Genomic DNA, 19,413 nt, shown 5'->3' with positions numbered 1-19,413 from the left:
GCTGGTGCGGAAGGGCGGCGGTTCTGCCAGGGTCACGGTCGTGGCTATCGAGACGTCCTTTCCCCGCCAGTACGCCCGCACCCAGCGGTTCACGCTCGGCGCGCCGCGGTCGTTCACCGTCGCGCCGGACGGCTCGCGGGTGGTGTTCCTGCGCTCGGCCGGCGGCACCGACCGGCAGACCCGGCTGTGGTCGCTGGACACGGCCACCGGCGAGGAGACCTGCGTGGCCGACCCGGGCGCGCTGCTCGCCGGCGACGGCGAGGACCTGCCGCCCGAGGAACGTGCGATGCGCGAGCGCCGCCGGGAGGGAGCCGGCGGCATCGTCGGCTATGCCACGGACAACGACGTGCGGGTCGCCGCGTTCACGCTGTCCGGCCGGCTGTTCGTCGCCGACCTCCTCGGCGGCGAGGTCCGCGCGCTGGGCACCGTCACCGCCGCCGTCGACCCGCGCCCCGACCCGACCGGGAGCCGGGTCGCCTACGCGGCCGGCGGCGCGCTGCGGGTGATCGATGTGGACGGTCACGCGGACCGGCCGCTGGTCGAGCCGGAACACCCGGACTCAAGCTGGGGCGTCGCCGAGTTCATCGCCGCCGAGGAGATGGGCCGGTCGCGGGGTTTCTGGTGGTCGCAGGACGGGACCCGGCTGCTGGTCACCCGGGTCGACGAGGGACCGGTGCGGCGCTGGCACATCGCCGATCCGGCCAATCCGGACGCCGCGCCGACCAGCGTCGCCTACCCGGTCGCGGGCACCGGCAACGCGGTGGTCCGGCTCGCCGTGGTCGGCCTGGACGGCAACTGGCTGGACGTCACCTGGGACGACGCCGCCTTCCCCTACCTCGCCGACGTGCACTGGTCCTCCGGTGGTGCCCCGCTGGTCACCGTGCAGTCCCGGAACCAGCGCACCCTCCGGGTGCTGGCGGTGGACCCGGACACCGGCGCGACCACGCTGCTGGCCGAGGACACCGACCCGCACTGGGTGGAACTGGTGCCGGGCGCCCCGGTGTGGACGCCGGACGGCCGGCTGGTGCGGGTGGTCGCCCGCGACGGCGCGTACCGGCTGCTGGTCGGCGGTGAGGACTGGACCGGGGACGGCGTCCAGGTGCGCGCGGTGCTCGACGTCTCCGAGCACGACGTGCTGGTCACCGCCTCGACCGGCGATCCCACCGAGGTGCGGGTACTGCGCGTCGCGCGCGGCGGCGCCACCGAGGTGTCCGATGTGGATGGTGTGCACACGGCGCGCCGCGGCGGCCCGGTCACCGTGCTGTCCTCGTCCGGCATGGACTGGTTCGGCACCCGGAACCGGGTGCTCCGCGACGGCGAGGTGGTCGCCGAGATCGCCTCGCACGCGGAGCGGCCGGTGGTCGAGCCGAACGTCACGCTGCTGACCGCCGGGGAACGGTGGCTGCGCTGCGCTCTGCTGCTGCCCACCGGGTACCGGCCGGAGTCCGGCCCGCTGCCCGTGCTGCTCGACCCGTACGGCGGCCCGCACGCCCAGCGCGTGCTCCGCGCCCGCAACGCGTACCTGACCTCGCAGTGGCTGGCCGACCAGGGGTTCGCCGTGCTCGTCGCGGACGGCCGGGGCACCCCGGGCCGCGGCCCGGACTGGGACCGCGCGGTCGCCTTCGACTTCGCCGGCGCCACCCTGGAGGACCAGGTGGACGCCCTGCACGCGGTCGCCGCCAAGCACCCGGAACTGGACACCTCCCGGGTCGCCATCCGCGGCTGGTCCTACGGCGGCTACCTGGCCGCGCTGGCCGTGCTGCGCCGGCCCGACGTGTTCCACGCCGCCATCGCCGGCGCGCCGGTCACCGACTGGCGGCTGTACGACACCCACTACACCGAGCGCTACCTCGGCCACCCGGACGAGCGGCCGGACGTCTACGACGCCAACTCCCTGCTCGGTGACGCGGCCAAGCTGGAGCAGCCGCTGCTGCTCATCCACGGCCTGGCCGACGACAACGTGGTGGCCGCGCACACGCTGCGGCTGTCCGCCGCGCTGCTGGCCGCCGGCCGGCCGCACACCGTGCTGCCGCTGTCCGGGGTGACCCACATGACCCCGCAGGAGCAGGTCGCGGAGAACCTGCTGCTGATCCAGGTCAACTTCCTCAGGGGAGCGCTCGGGCTGCCATAGCCACGCCTCCGGCGGCCGTTCGGGCTACGACGACGGTCGGGAATCCCCGCCGATCCGCCAAGCGGCCCTGGTGCGCCCGTCCCGGGACCCTCCAAGATCCGCCGTGCCTGACTGGCAAGCGAGTGGATGGGAGAGTCCGTGACGTTATCGAGATCCTGGGGGAGGCGCCTCGGCGTCTTCGCGGCTGCCGGCACGATGGCCGGTGCGGTGGTGGCGGCCGCGCCGGCGGCGCTGGCCGCGCCGGCGGTCGGGGCCGGAACCGCGCCCGACGCGAAACTCGCCGCGTTCTACGACCAGCGGCCCACCTGGGCACCGTGCGAGACCAGCGGCCCGGGCGCCCAGCTGGAGTGCGCCACGATCACCGTGCCGCTGGACTACCGGCACCCGGACGGCGACCGGCTGTCCCTGGCGATCAGCCGCCACCGGGCGACGGACCCGGCACACCGGCGCGGCGTGCTGCTGCTCAACCCGGGCGGGCCCGGCGGCTCCGGGCTGCTGCTGCCCACCGCCTTCCTGGACAACGACATCGCCAAGGGTTACGACCTGATCGGGTTCGACCCGCGCGGCGTCGGGAAGTCCTCCCCGCTGGTCTGTGAGGTCACCCCGGAACTGGCCACCCCGAACACCCGGCCCACCGACGCGGAGTTCGCCGCGTGGGCGGCCGACGCGCAGGCTGCCGAGCAGGGCTGCGACCGGGCCGGCGGCGGCATCCGGCCGTACATCAACACCCCGAACACCGCCCGCGACATGGACGTCATCCGCGGCGTGCTGGGCGAGAAGAAGATCAACTACCTGGGCTTCTCCTACGGCACCTACCTGGGCGCGGTGTACGGCAGCCTGTTCGGCCGCAACCTGGACCGCAACGTGCTGGACTCCTCGGTGCACCCGGAGTGGATCTGGCGGCCGCAGTTCGAGGAGCAGGCCATCGCCTACCGGTCCGATGTGGACGCCTGGGCGGAGTGGACCGGCCAGCGGAACAAGGCGTTCGGGCTGGGCACCTCGGCGCAGCAGGTGCTCGGCACGGTGGAGGACCTGGCCGCCAAGCTGGCGGTGAAGCCGGTCGGCGACTTCGACCGCAACACGCTGGACCTGGTGATGGGCCAGGGCGCCCGGTACCGGCCGCTGTGGGCGGTGCTCGGCCAACTGCTCATCGAGGTGCGCGCGGCCGCGAACGGTCAGCAGACCGCGGCCGGCGCGGACGCGGCGGCCGCCGCCCGGCTGCTGAGCGACCTCGGCATCGCCGAGACCCGCGAGGGCGTGTTCGACACCGTCACCTGCGAGGCGGACTGGCCGCGCGACCTGCAGACCTACTACGCCGACATGCGGCTGTACCGGGAGCGCTACCCGTACGGCTTCGGCGTCTCCCGCGCCGCGCCGACCACCTGCACGTTCCGCTCGTTCACCCCGCCGGACCGGGTCACCGACCTGCGCCGGGACAACTACCCGGTGGGTCTGGTGATCCAGGCCGAGGGTGACGCGCAGACGCAGTACGACGGCGGGCCGGCGATGGCCTACCGGCTGCGGGACAACCTGGTCTCCGTCTCCGACGAGGGCACCCACGGGCTGTACAGCCGCAACGCGTGCGTTACCGCGATCGTGGACCGCTACCTGCTGGACGGTGTGCTGCCCGGCAGCCGCTCGGTGTGCCCGGGTGACCCGCGGCCGCCGATCCCGGCGGACACCGCGCCCGCGCAGGTCCAGCCGCACGCCGCGGCCCCGTCGACGCTGGAAGCCAGCGTCCGCCAGTTCATCGCCGCCAAGCACCTCGACCGGCACTGAGCCGGAAAGCCAGCCGCCCCCGGATCGGCGGGATCCGGGGGCGGCTGGCGTCGCGCGGGATCAGCGCCCGGCGTGACGCAGGTGGTACGGCGGGATGCCGCAGCCGACCAGCGCGTCGGCGTCGATCGAGACCGGGCGGTAGGCGCAGGTGGCCAACCGCTCGGTCATCCGGGCGGTCGGGTCGGCCACCTCGTCCGCCCGGCCGAACAGGAACGCCCACTCGTGCTCGTCCGAGCCGAAGTAGGCGACCGTGCCGAACACCTCGGTGAACCGCCGCCAGGAACGCAGCAGCGTGTCGTTGCGCCACAGCGTCGGGCAGCCCGCCTGCGAGGCCACCACGCCCCCGGGGGCGAGCGCGGACCGGCACAGGCCGAGGAACTCCGTGCCGTACAACCGGTTGTGCTGCGCGTGCTCGTCCTCGTGCTCGTCCGGCGGATCGATCACGATGACGTCGTAGCCGTTCTCGGCGGACTCGGAGGTGGACTCCGCCGCGGCGCGGACGAACTCCCACCCGTCGGCATAGTGCAGCCGGACCGGTCCGTCCCCCGCCTCCGCCCTGGCCAACTCCTGCTGGCCGTACCCGTACGGCAGGTGCTGCGCGCAGCGCCGCACGGTCTCGGCGTCGATGTCCACGTGGTCGACCAGGCTCGCGCCCGCGGCCACCGAGATCTGGCTGACCACGCCCTCGCTGGAACCGACCACGAGTACCCGCGCCACCCGATCGGCCAGCAGCAGCGCCGGAACCAGCAGCGCCTCGTGGTACACGAGTTGGCTGAACTCCGTGCTCTGCCGGTCGTCGTTACAGAACAGCGAGACGCCCTGGGCGGTCTTGGCGATCATCACGTGTTGGAACGCCGTGTCGCCCTCCCAGATCACGTCGTCGAGTTCCCAGAGCCGGGAAAGACCGGGGCCCAACGGTTCCCGGATCACCCGTCGACCGTCCGAACCGGTCAACTGACCTGCTCCTTCCCGCTGGCCGCGACGGCCGGCTCCGGCCAGCCGCGATGGATGGTCTCGGTCCGCATCGAGTTTCCCCCCAACGCCTCGGCGAGCAGCCGAACGGCAAGCTCCGGGTTGGCCTGCGTCCCGCAGGTGAACACGTCGACGAAAATCGACTCAACCTCCGGATAGCTGTGCAGGGAGGCATGCGACTCCGACAGCAGTGCCAGCACGGTCACCCCCTGGGGGTCGAACCTCTTGGAGATCACCTCCAGGACCGTCGCGCCGGCACGCACCAGCGCGTCGGCCAGGGTGCGTCGGAGGAAAGGCTCGTCGTCCAGCCGATCGGCGTCAACGCCCTCGAACTCGGCGATCACGTGTTGTCCAGTGAACAAGCCGACGGTCTGCACCGACCCCGGAGCATCGGACATCTATCAACCTCCCTACTTCTGGAAGTGGCGCACAACCGGTGCGCGACAGGATCCGCCCCGCGCGGCGCGGAACGAACATCTTCGGTGGATTGTCGATCCGTCCACGGTGGACGATGGGACACGGGCCCGTACGGTTGAGGCGGGAACCGGCTACCGCCGGTATGCGCGACGCGTAGGTTAGCCCGGTCACTCGCGGGCGCGCGAGATCATTGGCCCACCACGGTTTTTGAGATCACATCCGTGGTGCATCGTCGGCGTTCCTTGTCGCCGACGCCGTTGCCGTGGGCGTCGGCGGTGCCGGATGCCGCCTCCGTGGGAGAGAGCGCGTCGGCGGGCACGCAATAGGTCGTCAGCGGGGCGAAGCCGTTGAACGCCACCGACGCGTAGCTCGCGGTGTACGCGCCGGCGCCGAGCAGGTCCACGTGGTCCCCGGCGCGCAGGTCCAGCGGCAGCCGGTACACCCGTCGCTGGTACAGCACGTCGTCACCGTCGCAGGTCGGGCCGGCGATCACCACCGGGCCGGTCGGCCCGCTGTCCCGGGATGTCACCAGCCGGTACGCGATGGCCTCGTTCTCCGTCTCGGCCAACCCGCCGTAGCGGCCGATGTCCAGGTACACCCAGCGCCGCTCGTCGTCGGCGGACTTGCGGGCCACCAGCACGACCTCGGAGCGGATCACGCCGGCGTCGGCGACGATCGCCCGGCCCGGCTCGACCAGCAGCCGCAGCGGGCGGTCGCCGAAGTGCCGGCGCACCGACTCCTCGATCGCCGCGCCGTACCCGGCGAGCGGCGGCGGCGTCTCCAGGTAGGTGGCCGGGAAACCACCGCCGAGGTTGAGCACCCGCAGCGGGACCGAGCGCTGGTCCAGTTCCTCGGCGACCCGGGCGACGGTGGCGATCCCGGCGTCCCACGCGGTCGGGTCGAGTTGCTGCGAGCCGACATGGAAGGAGGCGCCACAGGCGTCCAGGCCGAGCCTGGCGGCGCGGTGCAGCAGATCCACCGCCATCTCCGGGGCGCAGCCGAACTTGGTGCCGAACGGCGTCCGCGCGCCGCCCTCGGTCGTCGGGGAGGCCACCAGAATTCGGCAGAACACGGACGACCCTGGCGCCGCGGCGGCGATGTGCTCCAGATCCTGCTCGCTGTCGAAGGCGAACAGCCGCACGCCGCGCCGGTAGGCGTACTCGATGTGGGAGAGCTTCTTGATGGGGTTCGAGTACGAGACGCACTCCGGGCGGGCGCCCTGCGCCAGGCACAGGTCGATCTCCGCCGGGCTGGCCACGTCGAAGTTGGCCCCAAGCTCGGCCAGCAGCCGCACCACCTCGCGCGCGGGGTTGGCCTTCACCGCGTAGTACACCTCGGCCCACGGCAGCGCGGCCCGCACCTGGTGAAAGCGCTGCGCCACGACGTCGAGGTCGATCACCAGGCACGGGGTCTCCGGTCGTCGCTCCCGCAGGAACTCCAGAACCGGGGCGCTGATCCCGGGGGTTCGCGCGGTGTCGGGGCGCGGCGAGCCCGTTTCCGGTGGGTGGGTCGTGACGAGGCTCTCGGTCATCGGCGTCGGGGATATCCTCTCGCTTCTCCGGCCGCCGGCGAGACTGCTCCCGGACCGGTGGCGGCCGGCCGGCCCGGGCGTGCCGTGTTGGGAAGGACGCGCGGCCGAGAGTGGACCAGCCCCGCGACGCAACCTGCCACTGTAGGGGATTTCCGGCGGGAATGTCCCGACACCCGGTGCGGAACTAGCCTTCCGGGCGTGGCCGAGACGCACTGCATGGTGATCACGACAATCGACTCCGCCGACGCCGCCGAGCGGCTCGCCCGCGGCATCGTGGAGGCGCATGTGGGTGCCTGCGCCCAGGTGGTGGGGCCGATCCGCAGCGCCTACCGCTGGGAGGGCGCCGTCCAGGTGGACCAGGAGTGGCAGATCTGGGTGAAGACGACGACCGCCCGCCTACACCGGTTGATCGAGCACATCGAGAACAACCACTCCTACGACGTGCCCGAGATCGTCGCCACGCCCATCATCGGTGGCAACGCCGCATACCTCCGCTGGGTGGCCGAGGAAACCCAGGGAGACTGATCTCACGTCACCCGGCCTGCACCCCGCACACCACTGCTGACCTGCGGGGTCGCCGCGATACCCGGACCCGCGCGCGGAAAGATAGTTTGGACAAGCAACGAAAAGATGTTAGTTTGAACAAGGAAATCGGCAGGTCGAGGGTTCGGCCCGGAACTGGCATTCCGGCTGGGGGAGGTGGCCGTGACGGCTCAGCAGACCCGCGTGGCGGAGCGTGCTCCGGAGCATCGGCAAGCGTCCCGGCGGCGGTCGCCGCGGTCGGCTCGGTCTGTCGAGGAACTCGGGCCGCACTACAAGTGGATCGCGCTGTCCAACACCACGCTCGGCCTGCTGATGGCGACGATCAACTCGTCGATCGTGCTCATCGCGCTGCCCGACATCTTCAAGGGCATCGGCATCAACCCGCTGGCCCCGGGCAACACCAGCTACCTGCTCTGGATGATCATGGGTTTCCTCGTGGTCACCGCGGTGCTGGTGGTCGGGTTCGGCCGGCTCGGCGACATGTACGGCCGGGTCCGGATGTACAACCTCGGGTTCGCCGTGTTCGCGATCTCCTCGGTGCTGCTCGCGGCCACCTGGATGCAGGGTGACGCCGCCGCGCTGTGGCTGATCGGCTGGCGGGTCGTGCAGGGCATCGGCGGCGCGTTCCTGTTCGCCAACTCCAGCGCCATCCTCACCGACGCCTTCCCGGCCAACCAGCGCGGCATGGCGCTGGGCATCAACGGCGTGGCGGCGATCGCCGGATCCTTCCTCGGCCTGCTGCTCGGCGGCGTGCTCGCCCCGGTCAACTGGCACTACGTCTTCCTGGTCTCGGTGCCGTTCGGCGTGTTCGGCACCATCTGGGCCTACCTGAAGCTGCACGACACCGGCACCCGGCAGCGCGCCCGGATGGACTGGTGGGGCAACATCACCTTCGCGGTGGGGTTGATCGCCGTCCTGGTCGGCATCACCTACGGGCTCCAGCCCTACGGCGGCCACGCGATGGGTTGGACGAACCCGGGAGTGCTCGGCGCGCTCGGCGGCGGCGCGCTGGTGCTGATCGTCTTCGTGGTCATCGAGGCGAAGGTGGCGAACCCGCTGTTCCACCTCTCGCTGTTCCGGATCCGGAACTTCACCGCCGCCAACATCGCCAACCTGATGGCCTCGCTGGGCCGCGGCGGGCTGCAGTTCATCCTGATCCTGTGGCTGCAGGGCATCTGGCTGCCGCTGCACGGCTACTCCTTCGAGCAGACCCCGCTGTGGGCGGGCATCTACATGGTGCCGATGACGGTCGGCTTCCTGGTGTCCTCGCCGCTGTCCGGGGTGCTGTCGGACCGGCTGGGTGGCAGGCTGTTCAGCGTGGGCGGCATGCTGGTCGCCGCGGTCACCTTCCTGCTGCTGGCCTACCTGCCCGTCGACTTCTCCTACCCGCGGTTCGCGGCCCTGCTGCTCGCCAACGGCCTGGGCATGGGCCTGTTCTCGTCGCCGAACCGGGCCGACACGATGAACGCGCTCCCGGCCAACGCCCGCGGCGCCGGCGCCGGGATGAGCGCCACGTTCCAGAACTCCGCGATGGTGCTGTCCATCGGCATCTTCTTCAGCCTGATCGTCACCGGGCTCGCCACCAACCTGCCCTCGGCGATGACCCAGGGCCTGACCGCGCACGGCGTGCCCGCCTCGGACGCGGCACAGATCGCCCAGCTTCCGCCGATCGCGGTGCTGTTCGCCGCGTTCCTCGGGTACAACCCGATCCAGACGCTGCTCGGCCCGGTGCTCGGCCGGCTTCCCGCCGACCAGGCCGGCTACCTCACCGGCCGCAGCTTCTTCCCCAACCTGATCTCCGGACCGTTCTCGGACGGCTTGAAGGTCGCCTTCTGGTTCGCCATCGCCGCGTGCCTGGTGGCCGCGGTGGCCTCGGCGCTGTGCCGGCGGCCGAGCCCGGCGGTGCCCGCCGCGGCCCCCGGCGCCGCCCCCGCCGAGCACGAGGAACTGGGCGCCGAGCTGGCCGGCGTCGCGGGCGAGGCCAGCGGCACCCCCAGCGAGCTGGTGCTTCCGGTCGACCGTCCGGCGGTGGCCAGCGGCAACGGTCACCGCACCAGCGGGCGGAACGCCGACGAGCCCCCGGCCGTCCGCGGCACCGTGTGCACCCCGGCCGGTACCCCGGTGGCCGGCGCGGTGGTCACGGTGACCGGCGCGGACGGCCGGCAGGTGGACCGCTGCCTGGTCGGCCGGGACGGCGGCTACGCGCTGACCGGGCTGCCGCCTGGCGGCTACACCGCGATCGCCTCCGCGCCCGGCTACCGGCCCGAGGCCAGCGCGGTGCGGGTGTCCCGGCAGGGTGCGGCGCTCGCCGACTTCGTGCTGCACGGCAACGGCGTGCTCACCGGCACCGTGACGTCCGATGTGGACGGTGAGCCGGTGGCGGGCGCGGCCGTGCTGGCCACCGACGCCTCGGGCCAGGTGGCCGCGCGCACCACCACCGGCGCCGACGGCGGCTTCCGGCTCGACGGCCTGCCCGGCGGCGACGTGGTGGTCACCGCCAGCGCCGCCGACCGCCGCCCGGACACCCGGCTGGTCACCGTCACCCTGGGCGCTCCGGTGGCGGTCGACCTGGTGCTGCCGGCCGAGGGCGGCGTCCGCGGCGTGGTGTCCGCGCCCGGCGGAGCCCCGCTGGCCGGTGCCACGGTGACCGTGCTGGATCCGGCGGGCCAGGTGGTGGCGACCACCGTCACCGACGCGGCGGGCGGCTACGCGCTGCGCGGCCTCGATCGAGGCGAGTACACCCTGGTGAGCAGCCTCTACCACCCCACGGCGGTGCGGGTCGACCTGGCCGCCGGCGCGGCCGCCCAGGTCGACGTGGTGCTCGGCGCGAACTAGCCGGGTCGCCCGCCAACCAGCGGGACCGCCCGCGGCCAGCGCGGCGGCCGGGCAACTAGCGGGGCCGCTTGGCCCTGACGAAGGCGCGCAGCTTGGTCAGCGGCCAGGTGTTGATCACCTCGGCCGCGGTCAGCCAGCCGCGCTGGGCGGTGCCCACGCCGTAGCGCAGGTACCCCAGGTGCACCGTGGAGTGCGAGTCGCTGTCGATGGCGAACTTCACCCCGTACCGCCTGGCGTGCATGATGTGTTCGTCCCGCAGGTCGAGCCGGTCGGCGAAGGAGTTCACCTCCAGCGCGGTGCCGGTGCGGGCACACGCCTCGAAGACCGCGTCGAGGTCCACGTCGATCTCCGGCCGCCGACCGATCTGCCTTGCCAGCGGGTGACCGATGATGTTGACGTACGGGTTCTCGATCGCTTTCAGCAGCCGCCGGGTCTGCCGCTCCCGGGGCAGCGTGAAGTACGAGTGCACGGAGGCCACGCAGAGGTCGAACCCCGCCAGGAACTCCGGCGGCCAGTCCACCTCGCCGTCGGCGTCGATGTTCAACTCGGTGCCGTGCAGCAGCCGCATGCGGCGGTGCTTCCCGTCCATCTCGCGCACCCGCTCCCGCTGCGCCAGCATCTTCTCGTCCGACATGCGCTGCATGTACAGGTTCGGGGCGTGGTCGGTGATCGCGTAGTAGGAGTACCCGCGCCGCGCCGCCGCCTCGACCATCTCCTCCAGCGTGGACACGCCGTCGGTGAGATCGGTGTGCGTGTGCAGGTCACCCTTGATGTCCTGCTCGGTGAGGAGGTCGGGCAGCTCGCCACGCTGCGCCGCCTCGACCTCGCCGCGGTCCTCACGCAGCGTCGGCGGGATCCACGGCAGGCCCAGCCGCCGGTAGACCTCCTCCTCGGTCTGCGACACCACCAGGTCGCCCGAGTCCACATCGAACAGTCCGTACTCGGAGAGCTTCAGCTTCTGGTGGACGGCGATCTCCCGGGTGCGGATGTTGTGCGCCTTCGAGCCGGTGAAGTACTGCAGCGCCGCGCCCCACGCCTCGGGCGCGACCACCCGCACGTCCACCTGCAGCCCGCTGCGGGTGCGCACCGAGGTCTTCTTCTGCCCGTGCGCGATCACCTCGGCCACGGTGTCCAGCTCGGTGACCGTGCGCATCAGCGGCTCCGGGTCCTCGGCCGCGGCGAGCAGGTCGACGTCGCCGATGGTCTCCCGGAACCGGCGGAGCGAGCCGGCGTAGCTGCAGCGCACGCAACCGGTCACCGCGGAAAGCTCCTCGACCAGTTCGTCCGCCAGCTCCAGCGCCACGTTGATCAGCACCCGGTCGCCGGCGGACTGCATCAGCCGCACGCCGTGCAGGATGTTCTCCTCGGTCTTCGTGCCGAAGCCCTTCAGGCCGCGCAGCTTCTCCGCGTGGATCGCGTCGACCAGTTCCTCCACCGACGAGATGCCCAGCTCCTGGTACAGCACGTTGGCCTTCTTCGGGCCGAGCGTGGGAATGGCGATGAGCTGGCGTACCCCGGCCGGGATCCGGGCCCGCAGCTCCTCGATCTCCGGCACGCTGCCGCTGGCCAGGTACTCGGCCACCTTGTCGGCGATCGACCTGCCCACGTTCGGGATCTGCCGCAACCCCTTGGCGTCGAGCTGGGCGACGTCCTGGTAGTGGCCGGCGACGGCGCGCGCGGCCTTCTCGTACGCGCGAGCCTTGTAGGCGTCCCCGCCGGTGATCGAGATGAGGTCGGCGTACTCCTGCAGCAGCCCCGCCACCTCATCGTTCGACCGGGCCATGGCTTCGAGTGTAGGAGCGGGCCGGGCGGCACGCAGGGGTGCGCGTGTGACCGCCCGGCACCCGGGTACCCAGGGCCGTGACGACCGCGGTCGGACCCGACTGGGAGGGAAAAGCGGTGAACGTTCAGGAGATCCTGGATCGCGCGCGGGACGCGGTGACCACGAACCGGGTCTACGGCGAGCCCATCCGCGAGAACGGGGTGACCATCATCCCGGCCGCCAAGATCGGCGGCGGCGGTGGCGGCGGCGAGGGAGCGCAGCCGGAGGAGAAGGGCCACGGCCTCGGCGCCGGCCTGGGCATGTCCGCCCACCCCACCGGGGCGTTCGTGGTCCGTGACGGCACGGTGACGTGGCAGCCCGCCATCGACGTGAACCGGGCGATCCTGGCCGGTGCCGCGGCGAGTGTGGCCGCGCTACTGGTCCTGCGCACGATCATCCGGATGCTGGTGAAATCCCGCCGGATCTAACCCGTCGGCCGGGCCGGCACGGCGATGGCGGCCAGCACCAGGCCGTCGCGGACCAGCCAGCGGCCGGTGAACCCGGTGAGCGGGCGGCCGGCCAGCACCGGCCCGGGCACCAGCAGCTTCGCCTCGAAGGTGCGCGTGTCCGGGTGGATCGTGACGGCCGCGTCCTCGAAGCCGAGCCAGCGCCCGGCCAGCGGGAACCACGCCTTGTAGACCGACTCCTTCGCGCAGAACAGCAGACGGTCCCAGGGCGTCTCCGGCTCGGCCCGGTCGAGTTCGGCGAGCTGGGAGCGTTCCTCGGCGAGCGAGACGGCGCCCAGCACGCCGTCCGGGAGCGGGCCGTGCGGTTCGGCGTCGATGCCGACGCTGGCCAGGTCGGTGACCCGGGCGGCGACGGCGGCCCGGTAGCCGGCGCAGTGCGTGATGCTGCCGACGATCCCGTCCGGCCACCGCGGCTCGCCCTTCGGCCCGCGCAGGATCGGGACGGCCGGCACACCGAACTGGGCCAGCGCGCGGCGGGCGCACACCCGGCCGGTGGTGAACTCCCGCCGCCGCTTCTCCACCGACCGGGCCAGCAGCGCCTCCTCCTCGGGGAAGAGCACGGCGTCGGTCGGGTCGGTGGTCGCCTCGGCGGCCGCGACCCGCTCCGGCAGCAGCTCCTCGATCACCGGTTCTCTCCGCACGGCAGGATCTGGCGGAGCGTGCCGCGCGGCAGGCCACGCTTGCGCCACTCCCGCGGGTAGCCGACGGACACCTCCTCGAACCGGACGCCGTCGTGGTAGGTGGTGCGCGGGATGTGCAGGTGGCCGTACACGACGGCGGCACAGCGGTACCGGCGGTGCCAGTCCGCGGTCAGCTCGGTGCCGCACCACTGGGCGAACTCCGGGTAGCGGAGAATGCGGGTCGGCTCGCGGACCAGCGGCCAGTGGTTGACCAGGATGGCGGGCAGGTCGCCGTCCAGCTCGGCCAGCCGGCGCTCGGACTCCTTGACCCGGGCCCGGCACCAGGCGTCCCGGCTGGGGTGGGGGTCGGGGTGCAGCAGGAACTCGTCGGTGCACACCACACCCGCATCGTAGGCGCGGGCCAGCGCCTCCTCCTTGGTGCGCGTGCCCTCCGGCCGGAAGGTGTAGTCGTACAGCACGAACAGCGGGGCGATGACGACCGGCCCGCCGGCACCCCGCCACACCCGGAACGGGTCCTCCGGGGTGAGCACGCCCAGCCGCCGGCAGGTCGCCACCAGGTACCGGTAACGCTGCTCGCCGCGCAGCGTCACCGGATCGGCCTTGGGGGTCCACAGCTCGTGGTTGCCGGGCACCCAGACCACGGTGGCGAACCGCTCGGCGAGCAGGCCGAGCGCCCACTCGACGTCCGCGACCTTCTCCGCCACGTCACCGGCCACCAGCAGCCAGTCCTCGTCGGTTTCCGGCCGCAGCTCCTCGACGATCTTCCGGTTGTCCGGGTGGGCCACGTGCAGGTCACTCGTGGCCAGCAGCTTCCCTCCCGCGGCGGCGCCCACGCGGCGGACGCTACCAGCCGATCACCGGGTGCTTCCCGTGTTCGTCATCACCCGGGCCAGCCGCAGATCGAGCGCCGTGTGGCGGCGGCCGGCGCCGACGGTCCGCACCGCCTGGCCGATGGCCCTCCGCGAGCCGACCAGCACGACCAGCTTCTTCGCCCGGGTCACCGCGGTGTAGAGCAGGTTGCGTTGCAGCATCATCCACGCGCTGGTGGTGATCGGGATGACCACGCAGGGGTACTCGCTGCCCTGCGAGCGGTGGATGGTCAGCGCGTAGGCGTGGGTCAGCTCGTCCAGCTCGGCGAAGTCGTAGTCGACGTCCTCGTCCTCGTCGGTGCGCACGGTGAGCCGCTGGTCCTCCGGGCTCAGCCCGGTCACCACGCCCAGGGTGCCGTTGAACACGCCGTTCCGGCCCTTGTCGTAGTTGTTGCGGATCTGGACGACCTTGTCGCCGACCCGGAACACCCGCCCGCCGAACCGGCGTTCCGGCGCGTCCGGCTTCGCCGGGGTGAGCGCCTCCTGCAGCAGGTTGTTCAGTGCACCGGCGCCGGCCGGGCCGCGGTGCTGCGGCACCAGCACCTGCACGTCGGTGCGCGGGTTCAGGCCGAACTTCCGGGGGATCCGCCGGGCCACCACGTCCACGGTCAGCTCCGCGGTCGGCTCGGCGTCCTCGACGGGGAACAGGAAGAAGTCCGGCAGGCCCCGGGTGAGCGGGTACTCGCCGGAGTTGATCCGGTGCGCGTTGGTGACCACCCCGGACTCCTGGGCCTGGCGGAAGATGTGCGTCAACCGGACCCGGGGGATGGGGGAGCCGTCGGCCAGCAGATCGCGCAGCACCTCGCCGGCGCCCACCGAGGGTAGCTGGTCGACGTCGCCGACCAGCAGCAGGTGCGCGCCCGGCGGCACAGCCTTGGCCAGCTTGTTGGCCAGCAGCAGGTCCAGCATGGACGCCTCGTCCACGACGACGAGGTCGGCGTCCAGCGGGCGGTCCCGGTCGTACGCCGCGTCGCCGCCGGGTTTCAGTTCCAGCAGGCGGTGCACGGTGGCCGCCTCGTGCCCGGTCAGCTCGGTGAGCCGCTTCGCCGCCCGCCCGGTGGGCGCGGCGAGCACCACCTTCGCCCGCTTGGCCAGGGCCAGGGTGATGATCGAGCGCACGGTGAAGCTCTTGCCGCAGCCAGGGCCGCCGGTGAGCACCGCGACCCGCTCGGTGAGCGCCAGCTTCACCGCCTTCTCCTGCTCCGGGGCCAGCTCCGCGCCGGTGCGCTGGTGCAGCCAGGCCAGCGCGCGGTCCCAGTCGACGCCCGCGAAGGCGGGCATCCGGTCGGTGTCCGCGTGCAGCAGCCGCAGCAACTGGTTGGCCAGCGACACCTCGGCGCGGTGGAACGGCAGCAGGTAGATCGCGGCGGTGGGTTCCTCGGCGTCCTCGCCGGGGATCTCCTCGCGGACCACGCCCTCCTCGGCGACCAGCTCGGCCAGGCAGTCGATCACAGCGCCGGCGTCCACCTGGAGGATCTTGATGGCGTCGGCGATCAGCCGCTGCTCGGGCAGGAAGCAGTTCCCGTCGCCGGCCGCCTCGGACAGGGTGAACTGGAGGCCGGCCTTGATCCGCTGCGGGCTGTCGTGCGGGATGCCGACCGCCTTGGCGATGGTGTCCGCGGTGCGGAAGCCGATCCCCCACACGTCGCTGGCCAGCCGGTACGGCTCGGTCTTGACCACGTCGATGGCCGCGTCCCGGTACTGCTTGTAGATCCGCACGGCCAGCGAGGTGGACACCCCGACGCCCTGCAGGAAGACCATCACCTCCTTGATGGCCTTCTGCTCTTCCCAGGCGTCGGCGATCAGCTTGGTGCGCTTCGGGCCGAGCTTGGGCACCTCGATCAGCCGTTCCGGCGCCTGCTCGATGACGTCGAGCGCGTCCACCCCGAAATGGTCGACGATCTTCTCGGCGAGTTTCGGGCCGATGCCCTTGATCAGCCCGGAGCCGAGGTAGCGGCGGATGCCCTGCACCGTGGCCGGCAGCACGGTGGTGTAGTCCTCGACCAGGAACTGCCGGCCGTACTGCGGGTGGGAACTCCACCGGCCGCGCATGCGCAGCGACTCGCCGGGCTGGGCGCCGAGTAACGCGCCAACCACGGTGACCAGCTCACCGCCCCGGCCGGTGTCCACCCGGGCGACGGTGTAGCCGGTCTCCTCGTTGGCGAACGTGATGCGCTCCAGCACGGCGTCGAGCACCGCGCCCCGAGGCGGTCCGGAACCGGTCACCTCGCGGATCATAGGACCGGCTCCTGTCATCGGAGTGCGTTGTTGCTTTTCCGGCATGGTTTCCGGCCCTGCCGGGCTATCGTTTCTTCGTGACGAGCACGGCGGGCGCCGACATGGCCGAGGACGTGGTCGACGGCAGGGGTATCCAGCCGCGCCATCTCATCGTCACCGTGTGCGCGCTGTTCGCCGACCAGTTGGACGGCTGGTTCCCGGTGGCCTCCCTGGTGCGCCTGCTCGCCGACCTCGGCGTGGACGAGCCGGCGGTGCGCTCGTCGATCTCCCGGTTGAAGCGGCGCGGGCTGCTGGAGGCCCGGCGGGTGCGTGGCGCGGCCGGATACGAGCTCTCCGACGGCGCACGGCGGCTGCTGCACGACGGTCACCAGCGCGCCGTGCACCAGTCGCGCCCCGCGGTCGCGGACGGCTGGTTGCTGGCGGTGTTCTCGGTGCCGGAGGCCGAGCGGGGCAAGCGGCACACGCTGCGCTCCCAGCTCACCCGGCTGGGTTTCGGCACCGCCGCGCCGGGCGTGTGGATCGCCCCGGCGCACCTGCACCAGGAGACCGCCGCCGTGCTGGACCGGCACGGCCTGCGCGGCTACGTCGAACTGTTCCGCGCCGACCACCTGTCCTTCGTAGAACTGCCGGCGAAGGTCGCCGAGTGGTGGGACCTCGACGGCCTGCAGCAGTCGTACGCGGACTTTCTCGCCAGGTACCGGCCGGTGTGGCGGCGGTGGTCGCGCCGGCGGGCCATCCCGGAGCGGGAGGCGTTCGCCGACATCGTCCGCATGCACACCGAATGGCGGCTGCTGCCGTACGCCGATCCAGGGCTACCCCGAGAGCTGCTGCCGAAGAACTGGAACGGCAGCCTGGCCGCCGAGCTTTTCGCGTCCATCGACCGGCGGCTCACCGTGCCGGCGCGCCGGCACGTCAACCTGGCCCGGCTCGGGTGAGTCCGGGCAGTCAGTCCCGAACCGGCAGCACGATCTGGGACGGGCGCGCGGCGTCGTGGTAGATGGAGATCACCCCACCGATGGTGCCGGCGAGTTGCGGCAGCGTCGGCGCCAGGTGCGGGGTGTCGAAGGACTGGAAGGTCACCCGGAGTCGGTGGCCCGGTTGCACGTCCGCGCCGGTGGGGAACAGCTCCACCCACACCTCGGCCGCCTGGCCCGGTGACATCGGCTGGGCCGAGTCCCTGGTGAACGGGTGGTAGGGCTGCACGATGTGGCCGTCCCGGGTGACGGACCGCCCGGCGTCGAGGGCGCGCAGCGAGAGCACCTGCCAGCCGCCGGTGAGCTGCCGGACCGAGCCGTCCGGGGCGACGTCCTCGAGCCGCGCGGCGATCATGCCGTCCCGGGCGGTGGTGGCGACGAACAGGTTCGCGGCGACCGGGCCGAGCAGGTGCAGCGGCCGGGTCACCGGGATCTCGTAGGAGGTGCCGGTCGCGTCGTCCGCCGCCTGGTCCTGCGCGCACGGGGTGTCGCCGAGCGCGAGCGCGAGGACCCCGCCGGTCCACTGCGAGGCGCTGCGCGTGCACAGCCCGCTCACCGGGACGGGCAGCACCCGGTCCGGGTCGGGGTGGCCGGCCGTGCCGGTGGTCATCGAACCGGGCGCCGCCGGGGTGGCGGGGCCGTCCAGTTGCAGGGTCCGCGCGTGCACGTCGGTGTCAAGCCAGTGTCGCGCGGTGCGCCACCGACCGCTGCCCAGCTCCTGGTACGTCACCGGGGCGATGTCCCGGTCCAGGGTCGGGTCGGGCACGCCGCGGACGTAGTGGTCGAACCAGCGCAGCGCGGCCGCGTCCAGGCTCGGTATCCCCGGTGCCGGCAGTCCCGGCGGGTTGACCGTCTGCGCGTGTTCCCACGGTCCCATCAGCAGCCGGGCCGGCACACCGTCGCGTTGCAGGCGCTGGAACAGCAGCGGCTCGCTCCGCTGGAACAGGTCGTACCAGCCGCCGACCACAAAGGTGGGCACCCGCACCTTGTCGACCACCTCCAGCGGCGACCGCAGCCGGTAGAACGGGCCGTCGTAGGCCAGGTCGTCGCCGCTGAGCGTGTTGAGCATGGTGGGAAGCTGGAATGCGCCGGCGCCGCTGAGGTGACCGGACAGCACGCCGGTGGCACGCACCGGGTCCTGCGCGGTGTAGGCCGGCGGGACAAGGCCGGCGCCGGTGACCAGGCCGAGCCACAGCGGGATGAACCCGGAGTCCGGCTGACCGCCGGACATGGACACGTCCCGGTACACGTCGCCGGCCGGAACGATGGGGAAGGCGGCCTTCAGGCCCGGGGGCTGCTGCGCGGCGGTGAAGAACTGGTTGATCGCACCGTAGGAGATGCCGTAGGTGGCGACGCGCCCGTCGCTCCACGGCGGCACGCTCGCCACCCAGCGCACCAGTTCGTAGCCGTCGCGTTGCTCGCGGCTGCCGAAGGAGTCCCAGGTGCCCTGCGAACCACCTGTGCCCCGGACGTCCACGATGACCTGCACGTAGCCGCGCGTGATCAGGAAGTCGTCGCGGAAGTTGGTGCCGGGAAGGTTCTTGTTGTACGGCGTTTGGGTGAGGATCACCGGGAACCGCCCGGGGGCCGGGCTGCCGTCCGCGAGCGCCGGCCGCAGCACGTCGGCGTCCAGGACGACGCCGTCGGACATCGTGATCGGGACGTCCTTGTCGACCGCGACGCCGTACGTCGCCGGCCGCACGCCGACGTCCGACGCGGCGTCGGCCGGCACGGCACCGATCGTGGTGGCCACGATGCCGAGTACCAGCGCCAATCGGAACATCACCGCGCGAAGTGCGGTCGCACGCACTGCGATCACCCCAAGACGGCCCATGCATCAGCCCCAAGTCTCGAACGAGAACCTGTTTCAGATAACGGGCGACAGCGGCGTTGGTCACGCCCAAGGTTGGCGCTGATGGTCGACCGGCGCCGTGGACGCCGCTGGCGGGTGCGTGGGAGTCGGCCGGCGGTTGGCGTGGCTGGGCTGGAGTGGTGGTTGGTGGCGGTTGGCGTGGTGGTTGCTGTCGACACTGGACGCCCAAAGGGAAATTGCTGCCGCGCCGGTCGGCTTAGAGGTCGCGCAGATTGGAGTGGTGCGCTGACCCCGGATGTGGCACAGGCACGGGCTCGGTGATCATGAAGTTGCTGACGCTTCGTGATCACAGGAGAGACCGTGCCTGCCCTGCCATCATGG

14 protein-coding genes are annotated in these 19,413 nt (G+C 72.2%); 6 read left to right on the top strand and 8 right to left on the bottom strand.

Features of this window, described 5'->3' with window-relative positions; translation table 11 throughout:
• Positions 1 to 40: 40 nt before the first annotated feature.
• On the top strand, positions 41 to 2,131 hold the full coding sequence (locus FFT21_RS17525) for a S9 family peptidase (RefSeq protein ID WP_137814968.1): 2,091 nt from the start codon (positions 41 to 43) through the stop codon (positions 2,129 to 2,131).
• A gap of 138 nt (positions 2,132 to 2,269) precedes the next feature.
• Positions 2,270 to 3,910, top strand: a complete 1,641-nt coding sequence (locus tag FFT21_RS17520) for an alpha/beta fold hydrolase (RefSeq protein WP_225978506.1) — start codon at positions 2,270 to 2,272, stop codon at positions 3,908 to 3,910.
• Between the two features lie 60 nt (positions 3,911 to 3,970).
• Here FFT21_RS17520 and FFT21_RS17515 read toward each other — a convergent pair whose 3' ends face one another.
• The 3 genes from FFT21_RS17515 to FFT21_RS17505 form a co-directional block, all read right to left on the bottom strand.
• The gene (locus FFT21_RS17515; RefSeq protein WP_137814967.1) at positions 3,971 to 4,864 is read right to left on the bottom strand and encodes a spermidine synthase; all 894 of its coding nucleotides are present in this window, start codon (positions 4,862 to 4,864) and stop codon (positions 3,971 to 3,973) included.
• Positions 4,861 to 5,280 carry an adenosylmethionine decarboxylase gene (speD, locus tag FFT21_RS17510; RefSeq protein WP_137814966.1) on the bottom strand — a complete coding sequence of 140 codons (420 nt, stop codon included), beginning with the start codon at positions 5,278 to 5,280 and terminating at the stop codon, positions 4,861 to 4,863. Before speD ends, FFT21_RS17515 begins: the two co-directional genes overlap by 4 nt.
• 206 nt (positions 5,281 to 5,486) lie before the next feature.
• Positions 5,487 to 6,830 carry a type III PLP-dependent enzyme gene (locus FFT21_RS17505; protein WP_137814965.1) on the bottom strand — a complete coding sequence of 448 codons (1,344 nt, stop codon included), beginning with the start codon at positions 6,828 to 6,830 and terminating at the stop codon, positions 5,487 to 5,489.
• Between the two features lie 198 nt (positions 6,831 to 7,028).
• On the opposite strand from FFT21_RS17505, the gene cutA reads away from it, so the two are divergent.
• Positions 7,029 to 7,355, top strand: a complete 327-nt coding sequence (gene cutA / locus FFT21_RS17500; protein WP_225978505.1) for a divalent-cation tolerance protein CutA — start codon at positions 7,029 to 7,031, stop codon at positions 7,353 to 7,355.
• Positions 7,356 to 7,685: 330 nt separating this feature from the next.
• A complete protein-coding gene (locus tag FFT21_RS17495) occupies positions 7,686 to 10,208 on the top strand; it encodes an MFS transporter (RefSeq protein ID WP_137815033.1) in 2,523 nt (840 codons plus the stop codon).
• A 55-nt stretch (positions 10,209 to 10,263) separates the two neighbouring features.
• On the opposite strand, the gene polX is transcribed toward FFT21_RS17495, so the two are convergent.
• Complete coding sequence (polX, locus tag FFT21_RS17490; protein ID WP_137814964.1) at positions 10,264 to 11,991, bottom strand: DNA polymerase/3'-5' exonuclease PolX; 1,728 nt, start codon at positions 11,989 to 11,991, stop codon at positions 10,264 to 10,266.
• Between the two features lie 116 nt (positions 11,992 to 12,107).
• Between polX and FFT21_RS17485 the strand changes: the two genes are divergently transcribed.
• Positions 12,108 to 12,458, top strand: a complete 351-nt coding sequence (locus FFT21_RS17485) for a spore germination protein GerW family protein (protein WP_137814963.1) — start codon at positions 12,108 to 12,110, stop codon at positions 12,456 to 12,458.
• On the opposite strand, the gene FFT21_RS17480 is transcribed toward FFT21_RS17485, so the two are convergent.
• From FFT21_RS17480 to recD2, 3 genes are read right to left on the bottom strand one after another with little or no spacing between them, the layout of a single operon-like run.
• The gene (locus FFT21_RS17480; RefSeq protein WP_137814962.1) at positions 12,455 to 13,123 is read right to left on the bottom strand and encodes a 4'-phosphopantetheinyl transferase family protein; all 669 of its coding nucleotides are present in this window, start codon (positions 13,121 to 13,123) and stop codon (positions 12,455 to 12,457) included. The genes FFT21_RS17485 and FFT21_RS17480 overlap by 4 nt on opposite strands.
• Positions 13,120 to 13,971, bottom strand: coding sequence for a metallophosphoesterase family protein (locus FFT21_RS17475; protein ID WP_225978504.1), 852 nt, complete (start codon positions 13,969 to 13,971; stop codon positions 13,120 to 13,122). Before FFT21_RS17475 ends, FFT21_RS17480 begins: the two co-directional genes overlap by 4 nt.
• A gap of 21 nt (positions 13,972 to 13,992) precedes the next feature.
• Positions 13,993 to 16,233 carry an SF1B family DNA helicase RecD2 gene (gene recD2 / locus FFT21_RS17470; RefSeq protein WP_225978503.1) on the bottom strand — a complete coding sequence of 747 codons (2,241 nt, stop codon included), beginning with the start codon at positions 16,231 to 16,233 and terminating at the stop codon, positions 13,993 to 13,995.
• A gap of 89 nt (positions 16,234 to 16,322) precedes the next feature.
• On the opposite strand from recD2, the gene FFT21_RS17465 reads away from it, so the two are divergent.
• Positions 16,323 to 17,180: a PaaX family transcriptional regulator gene (locus FFT21_RS17465; RefSeq protein WP_443093363.1), complete on the top strand. Its 858-nt coding sequence runs from the start codon at positions 16,323 to 16,325 to the stop codon at positions 17,178 to 17,180.
• Positions 17,181 to 17,190: 10 nt separating this feature from the next.
• Here the strand turns inward: FFT21_RS17465 and FFT21_RS17460 are convergent, their stop codons facing one another.
• Complete coding sequence (locus FFT21_RS17460) at positions 17,191 to 19,029, bottom strand: CocE/NonD family hydrolase (protein ID WP_192909597.1); 1,839 nt, start codon at positions 19,027 to 19,029, stop codon at positions 17,191 to 17,193.
• Positions 19,030 to 19,413 lie beyond the last annotated feature (384 nt).

The sequence above is a fragment of the Gandjariella thermophila genome, from assembly GCF_005405885.1.
GTDB lineage: Bacteria > Actinomycetota > Actinomycetes > Mycobacteriales > Pseudonocardiaceae > Gandjariella > Gandjariella thermophila.
This window is presented reverse-complemented; position numbering and strand designations above follow the sequence as displayed.

What these genes read in the sequence shown, in the direction of transcription:
- speD (WP_137814966.1), bottom strand. Translation starts at nt 5,280, where the DNA reads ATGTCCGATGCTCCGGGGTCGGTGCAGACCGTCGGCTTGTTCACTGGA.
- FFT21_RS17505 (WP_137814965.1), bottom strand. Translation starts at nt 6,830, where the DNA reads ATGACCGAGAGCCTCGTCACGACCCACCCACCGGAAACGGGCTCGCCG.
- FFT21_RS17495 (WP_137815033.1), top strand. Translation starts at nt 7,686, where the DNA reads ATGGCGACGATCAACTCGTCGATCGTGCTCATCGCGCTGCCCGACATC.
- polX (WP_137814964.1), bottom strand. Translation starts at nt 11,991, where the DNA reads ATGGCCCGGTCGAACGATGAGGTGGCGGGGCTGCTGCAGGAGTACGCC.